Source organism: Peribacillus acanthi, assembly GCF_003073175.1.
Taxonomy (GTDB): domain Bacteria; phylum Bacillota; class Bacilli; order Bacillales; family DSM-1321; genus Bacillus_BN; species Bacillus_BN acanthi.
In genome coordinates this window covers 89,236-110,023 of sequence record NZ_QBBX01000009.1, presented here as the reverse complement: position 1 = coordinate 110,023, position 20,788 = coordinate 89,236, and the positions used below count along the sequence as shown (strand labels likewise).

The 20,788-nt window shown below is 37.1% G+C and carries 16 protein-coding genes and 1 pseudogene; 1 reads left to right on the top strand and 16 read right to left on the bottom strand.

Features of this window, described 5'->3' with window-relative positions:
- From DBX25_RS21305 to DBX25_RS11075, 8 genes and pseudogenes are all read right to left on the bottom strand, one after another.
- A pseudogene (locus tag DBX25_RS21305) lies at positions 1-329 on the bottom strand (biotin/lipoyl-containing protein); the annotation flags it as partial.
- Positions 330-347: 18 nt separating this feature from the next.
- A complete protein-coding gene (locus tag DBX25_RS11105; RefSeq protein ID WP_108670864.1) occupies positions 348-1,331 on the bottom strand; it encodes an alpha-ketoacid dehydrogenase subunit beta in 984 nt (327 codons plus the stop codon).
- Between the two features lie 12 nt (positions 1,332-1,343).
- Positions 1,344-2,339, bottom strand: a complete 996-nt coding sequence (locus DBX25_RS11100; RefSeq protein ID WP_108670863.1) for a thiamine pyrophosphate-dependent dehydrogenase E1 component subunit alpha — start codon at positions 2,337-2,339, stop codon at positions 1,344-1,346.
- Between the two features lie 267 nt (positions 2,340-2,606).
- Positions 2,607-4,037 (bottom strand): dihydrolipoyl dehydrogenase, encoded by a 1,431-nt coding sequence (lpdA, locus tag DBX25_RS11095; RefSeq protein WP_108670862.1) that lies wholly within the window; start codon positions 4,035-4,037, stop codon positions 2,607-2,609.
- A gap of 12 nt (positions 4,038-4,049) precedes the next feature.
- Positions 4,050-5,159, bottom strand: coding sequence for a butyrate kinase (gene buk / locus DBX25_RS11090; RefSeq protein WP_108670861.1), 1,110 nt, complete (start codon positions 5,157-5,159; stop codon positions 4,050-4,052).
- Positions 5,160-5,371: 212 nt separating this feature from the next.
- Complete coding sequence (bcd, locus tag DBX25_RS11085) at positions 5,372-6,466, bottom strand: branched-chain amino acid dehydrogenase (RefSeq protein ID WP_108670860.1); 1,095 nt, start codon at positions 6,464-6,466, stop codon at positions 5,372-5,374.
- Between the two features lie 84 nt (positions 6,467-6,550).
- Complete coding sequence (gene yqiS / locus DBX25_RS11080) at positions 6,551-7,465, bottom strand: phosphate butyryltransferase (RefSeq protein WP_108670859.1); 915 nt, start codon at positions 7,463-7,465, stop codon at positions 6,551-6,553.
- A gap of 149 nt (positions 7,466-7,614) precedes the next feature.
- Positions 7,615-9,684 (bottom strand): sigma 54-interacting transcriptional regulator, encoded by a 2,070-nt coding sequence (locus tag DBX25_RS11075; protein WP_108670858.1) that lies wholly within the window; start codon positions 9,682-9,684, stop codon positions 7,615-7,617.
- A gap of 157 nt (positions 9,685-9,841) precedes the next feature.
- Between DBX25_RS11075 and DBX25_RS11070 the strand changes: the two genes are divergently transcribed.
- Positions 9,842-10,075 carry a DUF2627 domain-containing protein gene (locus DBX25_RS11070; protein WP_108670857.1) on the top strand — a complete coding sequence of 78 codons (234 nt, stop codon included), beginning with the start codon at positions 9,842-9,844 and terminating at the stop codon, positions 10,073-10,075.
- A 63-nt stretch (positions 10,076-10,138) separates the two neighbouring features.
- On the opposite strand, the gene DBX25_RS11065 is transcribed toward DBX25_RS11070, so the two are convergent.
- From DBX25_RS11065 to DBX25_RS11030, 8 genes are all read right to left on the bottom strand, one after another.
- On the bottom strand, positions 10,139-10,864 hold the full coding sequence (locus DBX25_RS11065; RefSeq protein WP_108670856.1) for a glycerophosphodiester phosphodiesterase: 726 nt from the start codon (positions 10,862-10,864) through the stop codon (positions 10,139-10,141).
- A gap of 44 nt (positions 10,865-10,908) precedes the next feature.
- The gene (locus DBX25_RS11060) at positions 10,909-12,699 is read right to left on the bottom strand and encodes a GAF domain-containing protein (RefSeq protein ID WP_108670855.1); all 1,791 of its coding nucleotides are present in this window, start codon (positions 12,697-12,699) and stop codon (positions 10,909-10,911) included.
- A 15-nt stretch (positions 12,700-12,714) separates the two neighbouring features.
- Positions 12,715-14,292, bottom strand: coding sequence for a DUF342 domain-containing protein (locus DBX25_RS11055; RefSeq protein ID WP_108670854.1), 1,578 nt, complete (start codon positions 14,290-14,292; stop codon positions 12,715-12,717).
- Between the two features lie 397 nt (positions 14,293-14,689).
- Positions 14,690-15,490 carry a sporulation transcription factor Spo0A gene (gene spo0A / locus DBX25_RS11050; protein ID WP_108670853.1) on the bottom strand — a complete coding sequence of 267 codons (801 nt, stop codon included), beginning with the start codon at positions 15,488-15,490 and terminating at the stop codon, positions 14,690-14,692.
- A gap of 333 nt (positions 15,491-15,823) precedes the next feature.
- On the bottom strand, positions 15,824-17,113 hold the full coding sequence (spoIVB, locus tag DBX25_RS11045; RefSeq protein ID WP_108670852.1) for a SpoIVB peptidase: 1,290 nt from the start codon (positions 17,111-17,113) through the stop codon (positions 15,824-15,826).
- Positions 17,114-17,281: 168 nt separating this feature from the next.
- Positions 17,282-19,009, bottom strand: coding sequence for a DNA repair protein RecN (recN, locus tag DBX25_RS11040; protein WP_108670851.1), 1,728 nt, complete (start codon positions 19,007-19,009; stop codon positions 17,282-17,284).
- 19 nt (positions 19,010-19,028) lie between these two features.
- Positions 19,029-19,478 (bottom strand): transcriptional regulator AhrC/ArgR, encoded by a 450-nt coding sequence (gene ahrC / locus DBX25_RS11035; protein ID WP_108670850.1) that lies wholly within the window; start codon positions 19,476-19,478, stop codon positions 19,029-19,031.
- Positions 19,479-19,944: 466 nt separating this feature from the next.
- Positions 19,945-20,784, bottom strand: coding sequence for a TlyA family RNA methyltransferase (locus DBX25_RS11030; protein WP_108670849.1), 840 nt, complete (start codon positions 20,782-20,784; stop codon positions 19,945-19,947).
- Positions 20,785-20,788 lie beyond the last annotated feature (4 nt).

Genomic DNA, 20,788 nt, shown 5'->3' with positions numbered 1-20,788 from the left:
GTAGCTGGTGCATTAGTAGCTGCTGGAGCTTCTGTTTTTGATGCTTCTGGTGCCGCTGTAGGAGTTGTAGCTGGAGCTGCTTCTCCACCTGCAACCTCAATCGTACAGATAATTTCACCTACTGCTAAAGTTTGATCATCTTCAGCAAGTAATTCTTTAATTACACCTGTAAATGAAGATGGGATTTCCGCATTTACTTTATCAGTCATAACCTCTGCGATAGGGTCATATTTGTTTACGTGATCTCCTGGAGCCACTAGCCATTTGCTGATTGTGCCTTCTGTAACACTTTCACCAAGCTGTGGCATTGTCATTTGTTCAATAGCCAATGCTGTAACCTCCCTGAATTAATATTCCGCTAGTTCTCTCATAGCTTTTTCTACTTTATCCGGATTCACCATGAAGAATTTCTCCATAGTAGGCGCATAAGGCATAGCTGGAACGTCTGGACCAGCAAGACGCATAATCGGAGCATCCAATTCAAACAAGCAGTTTTCAGCAATGATTGCAGCTACTTCACTCATGATGCTTCCTTCTTTATTGTCCTCTGTAACAAGCAATACTTTACCAGTTTTAGAAGCTGCTTCAATAATTGCTTCTTTATCAAGTGGATATACCGTTCTTAAATCAAGAACATGAGCAGAAATACCATCGCTTGCTAATTTTTCAGCTGCTTGTAGTGCAAAGTGTACACACAGACCGTATGTAATAACAGTAATGTCTTCACCTTCACGTTTTACATCCGCCTTGCCGATTGGAAGTACATAATCATCAGTTGGAACTTCTCCTTTGATTAAACGATAAGCACGTTTATGTTCAAAGAAAATGACTGGGTCTTCATCACGGATTGCAGCTTTTAATAATCCTTTTACATCATACGGAGTAGAAGGCATAACAATTTTCAAACCTGGTTGACCAGCAAAAACCTTCTCAACGGATTGAGAGTGATATAAAGCTCCATGTACTCCACCGCCGTAAGGAGCACGAATTACCATTGGGCAACTCCAATCGTTATTTGAACGATAGCGGATTCTTGCAGCCTCAGAAATAATTTGGTTAACAGCTGGCATAATGAAATCAGCGAATTGCATTTCCGCAATCGGTCTCATTCCATACATTGCAGCCCCGATACCTACACCCGCGATAGCAGATTCAGCAAGCGGTGCATCAATTACTCGATCTTCACCAAATTGATCATATAGACCGTTAGTCGCTTTGAACACGCCACCTTTTTTTCCAACGTCCTCCCCTAAAACAAACACACGGGAGTCTCTTTCCATTTCTTCACGAATGGCCATCGTTACTGCATCAATATAAGAAATTACTGGCATTCTTCTTCCCCCTTACTTATCACCGTATACGTATTTCAATGCATGTTCTGGTTCTGCGTACGGTGCATTTTCTGCATAATCCGTTGCTTCGTTAACGATTTGCATTACTCCATCGTTAATGCTCTTCTCGATTTCATCATTCATTATGCCAAATTCTTTTAAGTATGCACCAAATGTAATGATTGGATCTTTTGATTTAGCCTCTGCTACTTCATTCGGAGATCTATATGCTCTGTCATCATCATCACTGGAGTGTGGAGTTAAACGGTATGAGATTGTTTCAACTAAAGTTGGACCTTCTCCTCTTCTACCACGGTCAGCAGCTTCTTTAACAGCTTTATATACTGCTAGTGGATCGTTACCATCTACTGTTACACCAGGCATTCCATATCCAGCTGCTCTGTCAGACACATTTTCACAAGCAAGTTGCTTTTCGATTGGAACTGAAATTGCATATTTATTATTTTCACACATAAAAATTACAGGTAATTTATGAACCCCAGCAAAGTTTGCACCCTCATGGAAGTCACCTTGGTTACTTGAACCTTCACCGAAAGTAGTGAATGTTACAAGGTCTTTACCTTCCATCTTCCCAGCAAGTGCAATCCCAACTGCATGTGGAACTTGTGTTGTTACTGGTGAAGAACCTGTTACGATACGGTTTTTCTTTTGACCAAAATGACCAGGCATTTGGCGACCACCAGAGTTTGGATCTTCAGCTTTTGCAAATCCCGAAAGCATTAGTTCCTTTGCTGTCATTCCAAATCGTAATACAACACCTACGTCACGGTAATATGGCAACACATAATCTTTTTCTCTGTCCAATGCAAATGCTGCACCTACTTGGGCAGCTTCTTGTCCTTGACAAGAAATAACGAAAGGAATTTTACCAGAACGGTTTAATAGCCACATACGCTCGTCGATACGACGGGATAGTAGCATGGTTTCATACATTTCTAATAGTGTCTCATTGCTAAGACCTAATTCTTCATGACGGTTTTGTACCATGAATTTCCCTCCAACTAAAGGATTATCTAATTTTATTTAAAGGCCGTTTTCGTTAATACAGTTACTATTGAGTATAGATGAGTGGTTGATTTCCGCTTCAGGCTGCTCGCTTTCCGCGGGGCGGGGGGTGAGCTCTTCGGCGCGCACTGCGCCTGTGGAGGCTCGCACCTTCCGCTCCAACCACCCTCTCTACAAAGTTTTGCTTTTAAAAACCTACTCTAAAAATAACACTCTAAAAGAAACGAGCCTATTTAAATTAATTTTTTATTAAGAATGAATTGCCAGTCCATCTACTGCTAAAGCAGCTTCCCCGATTGCTTCAGATAAAGTAGGATGTGGATGGATCGTGTGAGCAACTTCCCATGGAGTCGCATCCAATACTTTTGCCAGCCCTGCTTCTGAAATCATATCCGTAACGTGTGGACCGATCATATGAACTCCAAGGATGTCATCAGTATCTTTATCAGCTACAATTTTTACAAATCCATCTGATTCACCATATACTAATGCTTTACCGATGGCTTTGAACGAGAATTTACCAACTTTGACATTATGTCCTTTTTCTTTTGCTTCATCTTCAGTTAATCCAACACTTGCGGCTTCTGGAGATGAGTAAATACATTTCGAAATCAATGTGTAATCTAATTTGTGAGGCTTTAAGTTAGCAATATGCTCCACAGCAGTAATACCTTCATGAGAAGCAACATGTGCTAGCTGTAAACCACCAATTACATCACCAATTGCATAAATGTGGGATTCTTTCGTTTGATAAAACTCATTTGTTAGAATAAAGCCTTTATCAATTTCAATGGTTGTGTTTTGTTCGATCCCAATTCCTTCAACATTCGCTTGTCTACCAACAGAAACAAGCATTTTTTCAGCTGTAAATGATTTAATATCATTCTTTACTTCAGCTTGGATTACCACACCTTCTCCTTCACCTTTTTGTAAAGTTTCCGGCATAACTTTTGCACTTGTAACAAAAGTGATTCCTTTTTTCTTTAATACTCTCTGCATTTCTTTTGAAATCTCTTTATCTTCAGTAGGAATGATACGGTCTGAGTATTCAATGACAGTTACTTCAACACCGAAGTCATTTAGCATAGATGCCCATTCAATACCGATAACCCCTCCACCAACAATAATAATTGATTTCGGTAAATTTTCCATCGCCAAAGCTTCATCAGAAGTCATAACGTATTGTCCGTCGATTTCTAATCCTGGCAATGTGCGTGGACGAGATCCAGTAGCAATAATGACGTTTTTAGGAATCAACATTTCATTATCCGTACCATCATTCATTTCAACTGAAACAGTTCCTGGCATAGGAGAAAAAATAGACGGACCTAAGATACGACCAATTCCTTCATACACATCGATTTTACCTTGCTTCATTAGATGCTGCACACCGCGATGCAATTGGCTTACGATAGTTTCTTTACGCTCTTGAACCTTTGTAAAATCAAGGGATACTTCACCAGCGATTACACCAAATGCTTCACTATTTTTCGTTTGATGGTAAACTTCAGCACTTCTTAAAAGTGCCTTTGAAGGGATACAGCCTTTGTGAAGACATGTTCCACCCAATTTCCCTTTTTCTACAATTGCTGTTTTTAAACCAAGTTGTGAGGCACGAATTGCAGCTACGTACCCCCCAGTACCTCCACCTAATATGACCAAATCATATTCTTGAGCCATTTTGTCCCCTCCTTATTTCGTTTCTATCACTTTAGATATAGCATTTGGATATACCTTTGCTTCTTCTTCACCACGTAGAACTCGTAAAGCACCTTCTGTTAAGGCTTGCAATTCATCTTCTCCAGGTTGGACGATAACATCTGCTATCCAATTAATTCTTGATGAAATTTCGGCTACAAAATCCTTTCCGTAAGCTAAGCCGCCTGTAAGAATAATTGCATCAACTTTCCCTGCAAGGACTGCACTAGCTGCTCCGACTTCCTTAGCTACCTGGTAAGCCATAGCGGAATAGATTTTTTTAGCTTCTTCATTTCCATTTGCAATCATCTTTTCAACTTGAACTGCATCGTTTGTTCCAAGGTAGCCTACAAGTCCACCTTGACCAACTAACATCTTCATTACTTCTTCACGGAAATAATCACCAGAAAAACATAATTTGACTAAATCACCAGCAGGTACTGTTCCAGCTCTTTCAGGGCTGAAAGGACCGTCACCATTTAAACCATTGTTTACATCAATAACCCTGCCGTTCTTATGGGCACCAACTGTAATCCCGCCACCCATATGAACAACAATCAAATTTAAGTCTCTATATTTTTTGTTTAGTTCCTTTGCAACTCTTCTAGCAACCGCTTTTTGATTCAATGCATGAAAAATACTTTTCCGTTCGATTTTTGAAAAACCAGAAATTCTCGCAATATCGTCCATTTCATCTACGACTACTGGGTCAACGATAAATGAAGGAATATTTAGGCCTTGAGCAATTTCAAATGCCAATATTCCACCAAGGTTAGAAGCATGCTGTCCATTATAGCCAATTCTTAAATCATGAAGCATTTGATCATTAACGGAATATGTACCGCCTTCAATTGGACGTAATAATCCGCCTCTGCCACAAACAGCGCTTAATTTGGAGATATTGATACCTTCCTCATGCAGTGCCTCTAAGATGGTGTTCTTTCTAAATTCATATTGATCAATGATGTTATCGAAAGAACCGATTGTTTCTGCATCATGTCTAAGCGTTTTTTCCATAACGGACATTTCGTTATCAAATACACCGATTTTCGTAGATGTTGATCCGGGATTAATGACAAGGATGCGATGTTTTGTATCTTGCAACTTCTAAACCTCCAATATTTACTACCAATTTCTTCTGAAAGACCATTTTTAAGACCAAGAGCCAGGATTTCTTATATGCTCCATATTGAATTTTCAAAAGATGATTCTTCAATATAGTTGGGCAAATGAATCCTGGCACTCTTGTCATAACCAAGTTCATTCGAACTTAGCCTGGATTATTATTCTTTTTACTTCATGTTTTTAAAGACAGTTTATCTTTGGTTTAAGATATGTCTTGGGTTTTGTAAGAATTGGCTACGAGAATTTCTCATTCTTTCGATTCTTTCCTCAGCCATACGATCAGCAGCTACATAAGTAGGAATGCCATCACGTTTTGAAATTTCAATAACTTTCTCGATGTTATTGTAAATTCCTTCTACCTTTTTCAAAGCACGCTCTTTGTTATAGCCATAAAGCTCGTCAGCTACGTTAATAACACCACCAGCGTTAATTACATAATCAGGAGCGTAAACAATTCCCATTTCATGAATTAGATCACCGTGAGTAGTATCTTTTAACTGATTATTAGCAGCTCCAGCGATAACTTTTGCTTTAAGTTGTGGAATTGTTTGGTCATTAATAGTAGCACCTAATGCACATGGTGCATAAATGTCACAATCAACACTATAGATTTCATTAGGCTCAACAGCTTTAGCTCCGAATTCATCAACTGCACGTTGTACAGACTCCTTGTTAATATCTGTAACAATTAACTGAGCTCCTTCTTCGTGTAAGTGACGGCATAGGTTATATGCAACGTTACCAACACCTTGTACAGCAATTACTTTACCTTCTAAAGAATCAGTACCGAAAGCTGCTTTAGCTGCTGCTTTCATACCGCGGTAAACTCCATAAGCAGTTACAGGTGAAGGATTTCCTGAAGAACCGAATGCAGGTGAAATACCCGTAACATAGTTTGTCTCTTCATGAATCAAGTCCATGTCAGCAACAGTTGTACCTACATCTTCTGCAGTGATGTAGCGACCATTTAAACCTTGGATATATCTACCGAATGCACGGAACATTTCTTCGTTTTTATCTTTACGAGGGTCACCGATAATAACGGTTTTCCCTCCGCCTAAGTTAAGACCAGCTGCTGCATTTTTATATGTCATACCTTTCGCAAGACGTAAAGCATCTTCAATTGCAGCTTCTTCCGATTCATATGTCCACATACGAGTTCCACCAAGAGCTGGTCCTAGAGTAGTATCATGAATGGCAATGATCGCCTTTAAACCTGATGTTTTATCCTGACAAAATACAACTTGCTCGTAATCATATTTTTCTAAGTACTTGAAGATTTCCATATTGTATTCCTCCCTAAGATAGACAACTAATGTATTTATATTTAGACTGGCGGAACGCTTGGCGAACGAACCAGAAGTATAACCCTATTTATGCTTTTTTGAAGTGGAGCATACAGCCAACGCAAGAGAGTATAATTTACTTTCTGCTGAATCAGCTCTCGAAGTTAATACAATCGGCGCTTTTGCACCTGCGATTACTGCACCAACTTTAGCATTAGCAAAGTACATTAATGATTTATATAGTACATTTCCTACTTCAATCGTTGGCACAACCAATATGTCAGCAACACCAGCTACATCACTCTTAATCCCTTTGTGATGGGCCGCCTCTAAAGAAACTGCATTATCCAGAGCGAGTGGGCCATCAACAATACAATTCTTGATTTGACCCCTAGCACACATTTGTGTAAGGTTTGCAGCATCTAATGTAGCCTGCATCGCAGGATTGACCACCTCAACGGCTGCCAGTGGGGCAACTTTCGGTGTCTCCACACCCAATGATCTAGCTACATCTACTGCATTTTGAATAATTTGTGCTTTTTGTGTCAAGTCTGGAGCTATATTCATGGCAGCATCGGTTACAAAAAGAAGTCGATCGTATCCATTTACCTCAAATGCTGCTACATGAGAAAGTACAGATCCTGTTCGAAGACCATATTCTTTATTAAGTACAGCTTTTAAAATTTGTGCTGTTGGAATATTTCCTTTCATCAACACATCTGCTTCATTTAATCGAACAGCTTTAACTGAAAGCTCTGCAGCGGAAGGCGCGGAATGAGCATGTATAATCTGAATCTTTTCGTGTTTTGATATACCAGATTGTTTTTCATCCAATAATGCAGAGATTTTTTCTTTGTCTCCAAAAAGCTTAAAACTTGCAATTCCGAGATTCACTGCTTGAACAACAGCATCAATAACTTCTTCATCTTCAGCTGCTGCTACTGCGACAACTTTTTCTTCAAATTGGGTTGCTTGTTCTACTAGCAGTTGTAAATCCATATTATGACATCAACCCTTTCTACGAATGTTACTTTATTCAACATATTTCTTATATGCAAGTATCGTGCCAAAATGAAAAACTTATAAAATAAAACGTTTTCATAAATTACAGGGAGATAAAATTTGCAATGAATTGCATGGTATGAAATTTATTGCATGCTATTTTCTTCAATGTTAAATTTTTCGATTTTATAATAGAGGTTTCGTAGGGATAATGATAATTCTTTAGCAGTAGCTGTTTTATTTCCCTGATTTTTACGCAAGGTTTGTTGGATGATTCTTTTTTCATAACCTTCAACTAAATCTGCTAATGAATGACCTTGATGATCCAGTTCAAAGGTTTCTTTTTTCTGTTGTGTATCTGACGAAGGCAAGAAGTCAGGAATATTATGTTCATCAATTACCATCTCATTATATTTCATAAAGATCATTGCTCTTCCAAGTACATTTTCTAGTTCCCTAACGTTCCCTGGCCAATCATATGCCTTTAGTTTTCGTAATGCCTGCTCTGTCATGCCTTCAATATTTCTTCCATACTCCTGGTTTAGCTTGTGCAATAAATGTGTACACAGGGAAGGAATGTCTTCTTTCCTTTGGCGCAAGGCCGGAATATGAATAGGCATTCTACTAAGACGATAATATAAGTCTTCTCTAAAACTCCCGTTCATAATCGCTTTTTCCAAGTTCAAGTTCGTAGCAGCAATTACCCTTACATTAACAGGAACCGGTTTCGTTCCACCTACACGGACAATCTCATGCTCTTGAAGAACCCTTAGTAATTTTACCTGAATGGTTAAAGACATTTCTCCAATCTCATCTAGAAAAATACTTCCATTATGAGCTTCTTCGAATAAACCTCTTTTCCCGCCTCTTTTAGCTCCTGAAAATGCCCCTTCTTCGTATCCGAACAATTCACTTTCAAGTAACGTTTCCGAAATCGCTCCACAGTTTACTCTTACAAATTTGTTGAATTTCCGGTCACTTCCGTTGTGAATAGCATGTGCAAACAATTCCTTTCCTGTACCTGATTCCCCTCTTAGTAGAACAGTTGCTGGTGTCCTAGCACTTAATTTCGCTTGATCCTTTGCTAATTGCATTTCTTCTGAATCCCCAACAATATCTTCAAACGAATATTTAGCTTCTAATGTTCGAATGATCTGCCTAGCACGGTTCAATTCTTGTGTAAGTTCTTTAATTTCAGACATATCATGAACGACACCGACACTTCCCTTTAATTTCCCATTGACGATAATCGGGGCAACGTTTACGATAACTTCCTTTTTATACGGCCCAACCCGCATCTTTACCCCACGAACAGCTCTTCTCGTTTGTAGAACTTGCATATGCATACTTTCACCTTCGGATATATCTGCAGTTGCCGGTTTTCCGATGACCTCATCTTGAGTGAGTCCAGTTATCCTAGAGTAAGCAGGGTTAATTAAAATTCCTCTCCCTTGTTCATCTACTACAGAAATGGCATCATCACTCGATTGTATAATAGCTTCTAACATAGTTTGGATTTCTTTAAGGTTCGTTATTTCTTCTGCTAGGTTCACGACTTCGGTAATATCCTTAAACACAGCGAAAGCACCAATCACATCGCCATCATCGTTCAAAATCGGGAATCTTGTCGTTATGATTTTCAGCCCATTATCTAGGATTTGTTCTTGGTTTGCCTCAACCCTTTTAGTTTCAAGGATTCTTGGTAATTTACTGGATGGGATAATATCTAAAATATTTTTACCCAAAGCTTCATTTTGGTTTTGTCCAATCATTCTTGCTGCACTTTTATTGAACAAGATAATTTTACCTTTAACATCGATGACTACCATCGCATCTTCTGTTGAGTTAAAGATTAAATCTCGTTTATGGGATTCTTCTTTCAACTTTTCAATCAAGTCTTCTTTTTCTTCAACAAGTCTTGCTAATATGAAAGCTACTGTGCCAGGTACCAATACTGTATTTTTGTTTTTTGTAGCTCTAATTTCCTCAAATACAGTCATATTTCCGGTCACTTCAATGACGATATCAAAGCTGTCATCTAAAATCCCTTTCCATTCAACATCCGTCCTAATGCCTAGTTGATTAGCCAGGGTGACACCTTCAGCATCACGGTTTCGATCTATAACTGCATCAACTTTTAAAAAATCAGTTTCTAATAATATTTTTAATATAGCTGTGCCCCCTTTACCAGCACCAACTATCATTACTTTTTGCACATTACACCCCTCCAAAAACGGGTATTTGAAAAAAATTGCACATATAGAATGAATTTTTTTTCATAGCAATTTAACTATATAGCAAACCTGGTTCCTTGACAAATATAGATATTAATTTACAATTTCGATTAGGAAGTTTGTCGAAAGGGAAATGAAAATGAATAGATTGATTGCGTTTTTAATTTTATTTGTACCAGGAGCTCTTGCTGCTTTTGGAATTAAGCTTATGAGAGATATGTTATTCGGGATATTACAAAGTCCCTTTCCTGCACTATGGATCCAATTCCTTGCTGGACTTTTTTTCTGCATTGGTGGAATAGGGTTTATAGCTGGATTTGTTTTACACCGCGACCGAAAACGAAATAAAGTCCAGGATAGATTTAAAAAGTAAAAAAAGCTGTGTCAATCCGATTGGATTTTGACACAGCTTTTTTTACTTGAGATTCATTCCATTCTATTTCCGCAAATCGATAGCCTTTTTAGGAAAGTCCGTAATAATTCCCGAACATTTTATATCATAGAGAGCTTTCATTTGTTTTTCTTCATTAATGGTATATGGACGAACTTTAATTCCTGATTCCATTCCCTTTTTTATGATATCGTTTGGTGCTGCTTTAATAGACGGATGGATTGCCTTCGCCATGATAGATTGCGCGTAGATCCAAGGCATAAAAAGACCATCCCTATATAGCGGGGCTGTTTCAACATCAGGAGAAAGTCGGTAACAATACACAAGACTATAATGATTGAACGAAGACCATGTTACTCTGTCTTGCATCGAATATTTCCTTACTAAGGCAATCGCCTTTTCTTCCATCCCCGGATACGGGAAACGAGTATTCTTCAACTCTATAATCAATTGCAAACTATTTCCTTGCATCCATTGAAGGACTTCTTCTAAAGTCGGGATAGATGTTTTTCCCCACTTAGATGTAAAAGAGAAGCTAGCGTTAAATTGCTTCAGTTCATTCAGGGTATAATCTTTAACAAAACCTTTACCGTTCGTGGTGCGATCTATCGTTTCATCATGGATCACAACTAATTGGTTATCTTTAGTTAGTTGGATATCTAACTCTATCCCATCAGCACCGACTCGTGCTGCTTCTTGGAATGAAATCATCGTATTCTCCGGATGCGTTCCTGCCGAGCCTCTATGGGCGAAAATCATTGTAGTGTCCATCGGCTTCCTCCTTCGAAAGCTGTCAATTTATCTTAAACACTAATTTATATTTCCGCATAGGGATATTGAAGAACCTCTATTTGATTTTCCGGATTGATAATTACCTTCCAACCATCTCCCTCAGGAGGCTGATGATTCGTACTTAGAAAAAATTCATAACCCGAAAAACTAAAAACATTTTCGTTTTTATCAGCATCGGATTCATCAAATGGAGAGTTTTGTTTTTTTCTCCAAAAAACGAATAATTCCTCTTCATTGACTTTTCTTCGCATCAAAGAAGACTCTAATTCATCTATAAATAAATCTTTCTCACTTTTTTTCGCTATTGATGAAAGTTCCATATGATGAATGATTGGACGCATATTTTGTATCAAGGTATCCACAATCAATAACTCTTCTTCATTCACCACTTTAGAGGTTTGAGTGATTACTAAAACGTATGAGCCACCTTCTTCTTCTGGTTGACAGATCTTTTGTTGACTTGTAAATGGCACAACAATTAGGCAGTTCATCCCATCTCTTTCTTTGTCTATCCATTGCCCCGCCATATAGCGAGTAATTGCCGATGATTGATATTCTACAATCATTTGATTAATCTTCGTTTTAAAACAAAAACGTTTTCCGATCAAATCTGTTGAAATAGACTGTTCAATGCAAAACGAATCATTTTCATCTCTTTTCGCAAAAAATGCTTCCTGTATTCCAAAGCCAAGTTCTAAAGTCTGAAGAGAAAGTTCAAATAGCTCAGATAAACTTTCACAAGTATTGATTGTTCTTGAAAGTTGATTAAATAGATTTAAGTATTCAAATTTCTTCTCTGCTTGTCTTTGTTTTGTTGATATTTCTTCAAACAGCATTGCATTAGTTATTCCTATGTAAGTGGAGGCAGCAAGGGTTTCAATTAGCTCAAATATCGAGTCATCATAAGGTGCTCCATTTCGAGTTTTACCGATTGTCACTAGTCCTAAAATTGAATCTTTAACAATGAGAATAATATATTCAGTTCCTAATTCCTCAAATTGTTCCCAATTAGAAAATAAATCCTTAATAATCTCGTTATCCTTCTTTATATGAAGTACGATTTTCTGACTATGATACACTTTTTTCTTCAACTTAATTTCTGCATAGATTCTATCGAAGGAATTCACATTTTTATAACCGATAATTTTGATATGATCGGATATGGAGTCATATAGCCCGAACGAAGTCACGTTGCTTCCTGACACTTCACTAAAAACATCAGTCGCGATATTACATAGATTTTCTAAATTTAACTGGGATAAAAGGGCTTTAGTACTTTGGTTAATGACAAACAAATTAAAAATTTTATTATCGAGATTATTACAAACTTTTCTAAAATCAATCAACCTTTGATTTGTTTCAATTGAAACATTCATTAACTTCATGAGTGTATCTGCGTAAACTAAATCTTCTTCAGTTAGCACTCCATTCTGTTTTCCATTAGAAATAATCAGTCCAATAAGGTGGGTATCATTTATTAGGGGAACAGCAATCTGTGCATCGTAGTTATGAATCATTTCGAGCGGCAGGTAGGATTCCATATCATTGGTTAGAATTCTTCCGTAATACAGGGGTAGATCATTTAGCTTCTGGCTAATTGCGTAGGATTCACTTACATGCGAATCCTCTTTATTAAAAGGGACCAAATCCCAATCTTTTCGCACAAAAAGGATCGCTTGATCTAGTTCCAACAATCTTCGCATAAATGAGAGACTGTATTCCAAAATTAAATCTAAATGGAAACGTTGGGTAAAGAATTCAATAGCTTCAAGGATGATATTGAATTTTTCTTTTGTATCCTCTTGTTTCAACATCTTTACCCCTCCATTCTACTCATAATGTAATGAATTTCCTTGCGCATAAAAAGTACCTTTAGTCGCATGGTTCAGCCTTTTATTTAGATTTTTTATATTGAACAATGTTTCTGGGAAAGCGATTAATCCTATTGAAATTTCACCTTCTCCTTTTGTTTCAAGCAACTCTAATAAAGATTTTTTTCGTTCTTCGAATTGGAAAATTTCAATCATATTTTTATCAAATTCTCTTTTCACTTCTATGTATTGGCTATGTTGAAGTGCATTTAATTGCTCTAAAAAGCTTTCAAATATATCAAGTTTTCTCTTCAACTTCTCAACAACTTGAACGATTTCTTTATACGAGGAAATAATATTTTCTAACTCCAGTTGGATTTTTTCCCGATCAAATCCACTAACATTGAGTATAGTTTTTCTTTCTAATTTATTTCCAATAACACCCGTACGGATTCTCCCAGTTGCTTCAATTATTCCACCGATTAATTTCCCATTTTTATCATCAGTAAGAATATTTTTGGCTTTTAGCACACTTCCCACTGAGTAATATCCAATATTGATATTATCCCCGGCTTCTAATATCGCTTCGTTCGTGTACTTCACGAATATATTCTTGGCTGCTTTGACTACCGAGGAACCTTTTCCAAAAATACCGCCTTTTATAAAAACATCCCCGTTTAATGACTCAATTCTGTTAATACCACTGACGCCTAATTCACTCATAATTGAGATATCTTTAGTTGCCTTTACTGAATAGCCCTCTTTAACAATCCCCTTAATTGTGATGCTGCCTTGAAACTCAATATTCCCCGTTTCAACCCCTACATCCCCCTGAATAATCAGATGGTCACCTACAACTAAACGGCCAGCTTGATAATCAACTACTCCATCAAGAAGAGCACGAAGGATAACCTTCCCCCCTTCCTGATACTCCCCTACGGAATGTGGGTCATAAAATAATTTTTTGTCCCTACCTTTTTTAGGTACAATGATTTCCCCAGTTACGGTTTTACCAGGCTTACCTTCAGTAGGTGGTATCTTTTCACCTAAAAAGTCTCCCTTTTTAACTTCATCTATGAAATTCATATCATAATAATCGGCTTTTCCGTCATCCTTAATTGTCGGTTTTCTTTCAGAACATTGATAAAGATTCACAATTGCATCTTCTCCATCTTGGGGTTCAATTCCCTTGGCAATTACAATCTCTTTAACTGAGCATAATTCTTGTTGTAAGACATCAGCTAAAATTCCTTCTCTTACATTGTTCGAGTGTAGGATATCCAGCACTTTTGATACAACATTTGCGTAGTTCTGATTTAGTTCATCTTGATTAATATTGATTTTCACCTTCACCGTCATCGCATCGTTGGAAATGATACATTCTATTTCAGGTTTAAGTTCCCCGACTTCCACCAATTCACCACTCGCTTGCGTAATCGCTTCTTTTAGCTGCATGAACTTTGTAATAGAGACCCTAGGATGATTATTTAAAACTGCGTTTAACAATAATAGTGGATATCCAGCTTTAAATACATTTATGTAAATTTTCTCTTTTTCTTCATGGAGAGAAAAGTGTTCATTTTGTAATATTTCCACGCGCGCTCTTTCCTTCCTAAAGAAAAATAGTTTATTTTTATAGGCTCATTCCGTAAAGATTTTTTAATGTTTATTATTGGATTTAGTTCGCCGGTTGATCTCCACTCCAGGCAGTTGCATGTCTCTTTTCGTGAGAGTCTGTGCCATCTATACAATCAAAGTCAGACGTTTAAATTTAAAAGGAACAAAGTTTACGAAAAACCTCTATCATATGAATATTATAATGAAAAAATTAACATTTTTGTGGCTAATTTTTAAAAAAACTGAAATTTTGTTAACTATGAGCTCTGTTATAATGATTCTCTATATATTAAAAAGACACCACTAAATTGGAACTTGTAGTATCCAATGGTGGTGTCTTGATCATATATAGTCGAAATCAGGATTCCTTACCCTCTCATGAAGCTTTATGCTCTAATCTTAATTTATCGGCAACCATTGCGATGAATTCTGAATTGGTTGGTTTTGCTTTAGACATGGATACCGTGTAACCAAACAAAGAGGAAATTGAATCAATATTCCCACGACTCCAAGCGACCTCAATAGCATGGCGGATCGCTCTTTCAACACGGCTGGCCGTTGTATTGTATTTCTTAGCTATATCCGGATAAAGGACTTTAGTAATAGATCCCAATAATTCAATATCGTTATATACCATAGAGATTGCTTCTCTTAAATATAAATATCCTTTAATATGGGCAGGTACACCAATTTCATGAATGATGCTAGTAATACTCGCATCAAGATTTTTAGTTTTCGGTTCAAAAGATGATCGATACGAGGTAGAAGTGGCCGATTTCTTTTGCATAACAAGCTGGGATCCCTTGTTGCTGACTTGACGGATATGATTGCCTAGGTTCTCCATATCAAATGGTTTAAGGATGAAATATGACGCACCCAATTCCACAGCTTTCTTAGTCACATCTTCTTGTCCGAACGCAGTTAACATGATGACATTTGTAGTAGAAGCTCTATTTAATTCACGAATTTTGCTCAGTACTGCTAAACCGTCCAAATGTGGCATGATAATATCTAATACAAGGACATCTGGCTCACAAACCTGTAGCATACTTAAACAGTCCTGACCATTGTACGCTACACCAATAACTTCCATATCATCTTGGGAAGATATGTATTCTTCTAATAAGCTTACTAGCTCTTTATTATCATCAACAATGCAAACTTTAACTTTGTTCACCCAGATTTCCTCCTCGAAAGCTCATACTTTTTCTTTTTTTCTCTGTGTATAAAATTTTCGACAACGCCGGAATAATTCCTCTTTATTTTTTAAAAAATATCCAAAATCTTTAATTATCTCTGTTTTCCTTTATTTTTCGACGAAATTCGCCCTATTACGTATTATTGAAAAGTATTTGTCGAAAAATCATTATTCCTATTGTAACATATCCTTTCTAAAAATATTGAGGACGTATTGATTATTTAAATATTTCGGAGGTAAAGTACAATTTTAACTTATACTATACTTGCAAGAAGAAAAAACTCAAAAGGCCGATAGCGACCCTTTGAGTTGTTAGCTAGCTTTTGGTATCGTTGATTTTTCATAAATATTAATTCCAGCTTCGTTTAGCATCCATTCAATATGAACACCATAACCACTTGTAGGATCATTAACGAATACGTGAGTTACTGCTCCTACTAGTTTTCCGTTTTGGACAATTGGACTTCCACTCATCCCTTGAACGATTCCACCTGTTTTCTTTAATAATTTTGGATCAGTCACTTTAATGACCATTCCTTTTATTGCTGGGAATTTTTGCGGGATTGTGCTTACAATCTCAATATCGAACTTCTCCACTTGAGATCCATCTACAACAGTCAGTATTTGTGCAGGTCCTTCTTTAACTTGATGAGAAAGCGTGATTGGCATCGCTTCATCCATAATACCATTTGGAATGGATTGATTTAATTTTCCAAAAATACCAAACGGGCTGTTCCTATTAATGTTCCCGATAATTTCTTTATCAGGGGAGAACCTAGCTAATTTTTCACCAGGGTCACCATTGCTACCTTTTTCAATTGAAGTGACAGTTGATCTTACCACTTCGCCATCTTTAACCACTATAGGCATTTTTGTATCCATATCTGAAATGACGTGGCCAAGTGCGCCATATTTTTTCGTTTGGGGATGATAAAATGTCATGGTTCCAATTCCAGCCGCTGAATCACGGATGTATAAACCAAGCTTATAAATGTTTTCATTTTTATCTTTTAATGGGGTTAATTTTGTTTCAAATGACTTGTTTTCTCTTGTGATGATAAGGTCAAGAGGCTTACCTTCTTCACCAGCTTTTTGCACTAATTCCGTAACTTCATTCATTCTTTTCACTTGATGTTGATTGATTTCTGTAATCATGTCCCCAATTTGGACACCTGCAATTTCCCCTGGTGACTTCTTTCCTTTAAGTGTATCCACCAAATGATGCCCTACTACTAAAACACCCTTTGTATTAAGTTTTACACCAATAGATTGTCCTCCAGGTATCACTTTAAAGTCTCTAAGGACTTCAACGTCTACTTTTTTAACCGGTAAACCTGCAAAATCAAGAAGTAATTGATTGGTACCAGGTGCTTCGGCATCAAGTGTTAAAGAATCACCGCCACTTTGAATAGCTAGTCCAGAACCAGTTTTTAGTGAAGCGGATACAGGTGCTGCTTTAGGAAATTGAATGGTCTCTCCTTCAAATAAAACCAATTTTTTAGGGATACTAATATATTGTTGAAATGGTTTATTGAAACCTAAGAAAAGGAGCGAAACAAGGAGAACTCCACCGATGATTTTTTTGATCCAAGTAAGTTTCAAACTATTCACTCTCCTCGCTTCTAATCCACACACACTGTTTATGGCTACACTTTTAATCTTGCCTTTCAAAACCTCATTTATAACCCTAGAAACAAATAAAAGCTATCCGTTTTTGGATAGCATTTCATTTAATCTGTTAGTATAAATTTGATTTGGTGGATTATACTTTTAAACGGATAGGTTGGCAAAACGCTCTTTGAGCAATCCCGCTTGCTCAAGAAGTTCCTTAGCATGTTGTTTTGTCAATTCAGTTATTTCTACACCAGAAATCATCCGACCGATTTCTTTAATTTGTTCATCTTCATTTAAAGCCTTAACACTTGTTCTAGTTCTACCCTTTTCCATTTCTTTAGATATGAATAGATGCGTGTCCGCAAGTGCGGCAACCTGTGGCAAATGAGAAATACACAGGACTTGCGAATCAACAGCAACTCGGTAGATCTTCTCTCCTATTGACTGAGCGACTCTTCCACTGACACCAGTATCTACTTCGTCAAAAATAATGGACGTAATACCTTGATGTTTCGAGAATATATTTTTTAAAGCGAGCATGATACGCGAAAGCTCACCACCTGAGGCTACTTTGGACAAAGGTTTCAATGGTTCACCAGGATTGGTTGAAAGAAAAAACTCCACTTCATCTAAACCATTTTTTCTGATTTGGATGTTGTCTTCATTCTTATCACTTCCCTTTTGCAAGAAGCGAACCTCAAAAACGGTCTTTTCCATATATAGCTCTTTTAATTCTTGATGGATATATGTCGTCAAATTATCTGCAAATGACTGTCTTAGCTTCGATAAAGTAGCTGCTTTAAACAATAAATCGCTTTTCACTACTGAAATTTGTTTTTCTAGTTGACTAACATGCACTTCACGGTTTTGAATGGTTTCCATTTCACTTTCTATTTTATGGAAATAGGCCAAAATATCCTCAATACTTTTCCCATATTTTCTTTTTAAGCCGTTTAATTCATTTAATCGGCTTTCAATCATTTCTAGACGCTCCGGATCATATTCCAAAAGATCTAGATTGGAACGTATAGTTGACGCAACCTCTTCTAATATGTAGAAGCTATTTGAAACCTGCTCAGAAGAACTTTTATAATTAGGGTCAAGTGCCGCTGCCTCGTCGAGCTCTTCCATAGCTCTTGCAAGCCAATCCATCGCACGTTGATCACCCCGTAAAGATTGATAGGCAGTAGTCAACCCCTCATAAATCCGTTCAAAATTATTAATTTTCTTTTTTTCTTCAAGAAGTTCATCATCTTCATTTAATTTCAAGTCTGCTTTTTTTATTTCTTCCACTTGAAATTTAATTAAATCCAATCTATGGGCCATTTGTTGTTCATTTTGATTCAAATTTTCCCATTGCTTTTTCAGTTCATCATAATTCCGGTACAACATTTGATAATCTTGTAGCGCATCTGTGATTTTCTCTGCTCCAAATTGGTCTAAAAGTGGCAAATGGAAACTATTGGCCATTAACTCTTGGTGTTCATGTTGGCCATGAATATCAATAAGCGATCGTCCAATTTCACGTAAAATGGAGAGTGTAACTAATTTTCCGTTTATACGACAAATACTTTTTCCTGACTCTGAAATATCTCGACGTAAGACGATCATTCCTTCTGATATATCTATGCCAAACTCATCCGCTTTATCTTTTACCTGATGTTTCGATTCATCAATTGAGAAGAGTCCCTCTAATTCAGCTTTTTCTTCTCCATGACGGACAAATTCTGATGAACCACGTCCACCAGCTAACAAATTGATGGCATCAATGATAATGGATTTTCCGGCACCTGTTTCACCAGTCAATACAGTTAAACCCTTCCTAAAAGAAATGGAAAGGGCCTCAATGATAGCAAAATTTTTGATCGATAGCTCAATTAGCAAATTATATCACCTCTATTTTTTAGAGCATGTCTAGGAAACGTTGTGAAATGATTTGTGTGTCCTCGGGTGTCCTACAAATGATCAAGCACGTATCGTCGCCACAGATTGTCCCAAGGATTTCTTCCCAATCTAAATTATCAATCAAAGCTCCAATCGCTTGTGCGTTTCCTGGCAATGTTTTCATAACTAATAAATGACTTGCATAATCAATACGAATAAATGCATCAATTAAGGATCTCTTTAACTTTTGCAGTGGATTAAATCTTTGATCAGCAGGTAGACTATATTTGTATCTACCGTCCATTAATGGTACTTTCACAAGATGCAGTTCCTTAATGTCACGTGAGACGGTTGCCTGCGTAACGTTAAAGCCCGCATTCTTCAGTTCATCCACTAAATCATCCTGTGTTTCAATATCGTTATTTGCAATAATTTCACGTATTTTAATATGGCGTTGTCCCTTGTTCATTAAGCACCTCTAAATATGGCATGTTTGAAGAAAAATTATCTTGTTTCGCATAAAATGATACCCTTTTTTTCATACCTTGTATACGTAATTATACAAGATTCAACCTTAAACGTCATATTCCGGTTATTTTATGAAGTAATCAAAGATAAAATTAATATCGGAGTGATAAGAAAATCCGGGTAATCCCTGCTCATTCTATTTTGATTTGGGGTTAACCCAAGCCGTTTTCCCTCATTCGCTTCAATCAACAGTATGCATAAATCAAAATATTTTTTGGTTTTAATGGAATTCCGAAATTTTGTACTTTTAACATATACGCTCCTGTAGAACTTTGGATTCACTTGTCCTCCAAGACACGAAAAAATGGGGAATTTGGACGCTTCCCCTTCATACATCAAACCAACTATATAAATTCTGTTATTATGAAAAAGGCCTGATTCTAATTAGAATCAGGCCTACTACAATGTTATGTTTCGCTTGTCTCTTTTTTTAATTGGGCATGGGCGCTATCTACAACTTCCTCAATAGAAGCTGGTATTAAAACGGCACCTTGTTCTTTATCGCCTGTCCATGAAAGGTGAACTAAGAATTCTATATTGCCATCTCCACCCGTAATAGGGGAGAAAGAAAGATTTTTCACATCATACCCCAACCCGACAGAGAAAGTGATGATTTTATCAATAACCTGCCGGTGAACTTTTTTATCCCTGACAATCCCCTTTTTCCCTACTTGATCCCTACCCGCTTCAAATTGCGGTTTGATGAGGGCTACCACATCACTATTTGGGACTAGTAATGTCTTCAATACAGGGAGAATTAAGGTCAAGGAAATAAAAGAAACATCGATGCTTGCAAAATTAGGCATTTCTCCAGCCAAGTCCGCAGGAGTAACATATCTGAAATTTGTCCGTTCCATTACAACTACACGTTCGTCTTGTCGTAATTTCCATGCCAACTGGTTATATCCCACGTCTAATGCATAAGACATTTTCGCACCATTTTGCAATGCACAATCAGTGAATCCACCAGTTGAAGCACCAATATCTAATAGTACTTTGCCATCTACCATTAGGTCGAATTCTTTTAATGCTTTCTCAAGCTTAAATCCACCTCTAGACACATAAGGCATCACTTGTCCTTTTACAGTAAGGATGGAGTCAGCCGGGATTTTTTCTCCCGGTTTATCTAAGCGCTCTTCGTTACAATAAACTAAACCAGCCATTATAGCTCTTTTAGCTTTTTCTCTTGTTTCAGCAAGACCTTGCTCAACAAGTAATATATCAATTCGTTCCTTTTTTACTTTCATTGAA

Bases quoted from the DNA above. Each gene is read 5' to 3' on its own strand.
- DBX25_RS11060 (WP_108670855.1), bottom strand. From the start codon at position 12,699: ATGTTGAAACAAGAGGATACAAAAGAAAAATTCAATATCATCCTTGAA.
- bcd (WP_108670860.1), bottom strand. From the start codon at position 6,466: ATGGAAATCTTCAAGTACTTAGAAAAATATGATTACGAGCAAGTTGTA.
- DBX25_RS11030 (WP_108670849.1), bottom strand. From the start codon at position 20,784: ATGAAAGTAAAAAAGGAACGAATTGATATATTACTTGTTGAGCAAGGT.
- DBX25_RS11105 (WP_108670864.1), bottom strand. From the start codon at position 1,331: ATGCCAGTAATTTCTTATATTGATGCAGTAACGATGGCCATTCGTGAA.
- lpdA (WP_108670862.1), bottom strand. From the start codon at position 4,037: ATGGCTCAAGAATATGATTTGGTCATATTAGGTGGAGGTACTGGGGGG.
- DBX25_RS11065 (WP_108670856.1), bottom strand. From the start codon at position 10,864: ATGGACACTACAATGATTTTCGCCCATAGAGGCTCGGCAGGAACGCAT.
- ahrC (WP_108670850.1), bottom strand. From the start codon at position 19,478: ATGAACAAGGGACAACGCCATATTAAAATACGTGAAATTATTGCAAAT.
- yqiS (WP_108670859.1), bottom strand. From the start codon at position 7,465: ATGGATTTACAACTGCTAGTAGAACAAGCAACCCAATTTGAAGAAAAA.
- DBX25_RS11070 (WP_108670857.1), top strand. From the start codon at position 9,842: ATGAATAGATTGATTGCGTTTTTAATTTTATTTGTACCAGGAGCTCTT.
- DBX25_RS11100 (WP_108670863.1), bottom strand. From the start codon at position 2,339: ATGGTACAAAACCGTCATGAAGAATTAGGTCTTAGCAATGAGACACTA.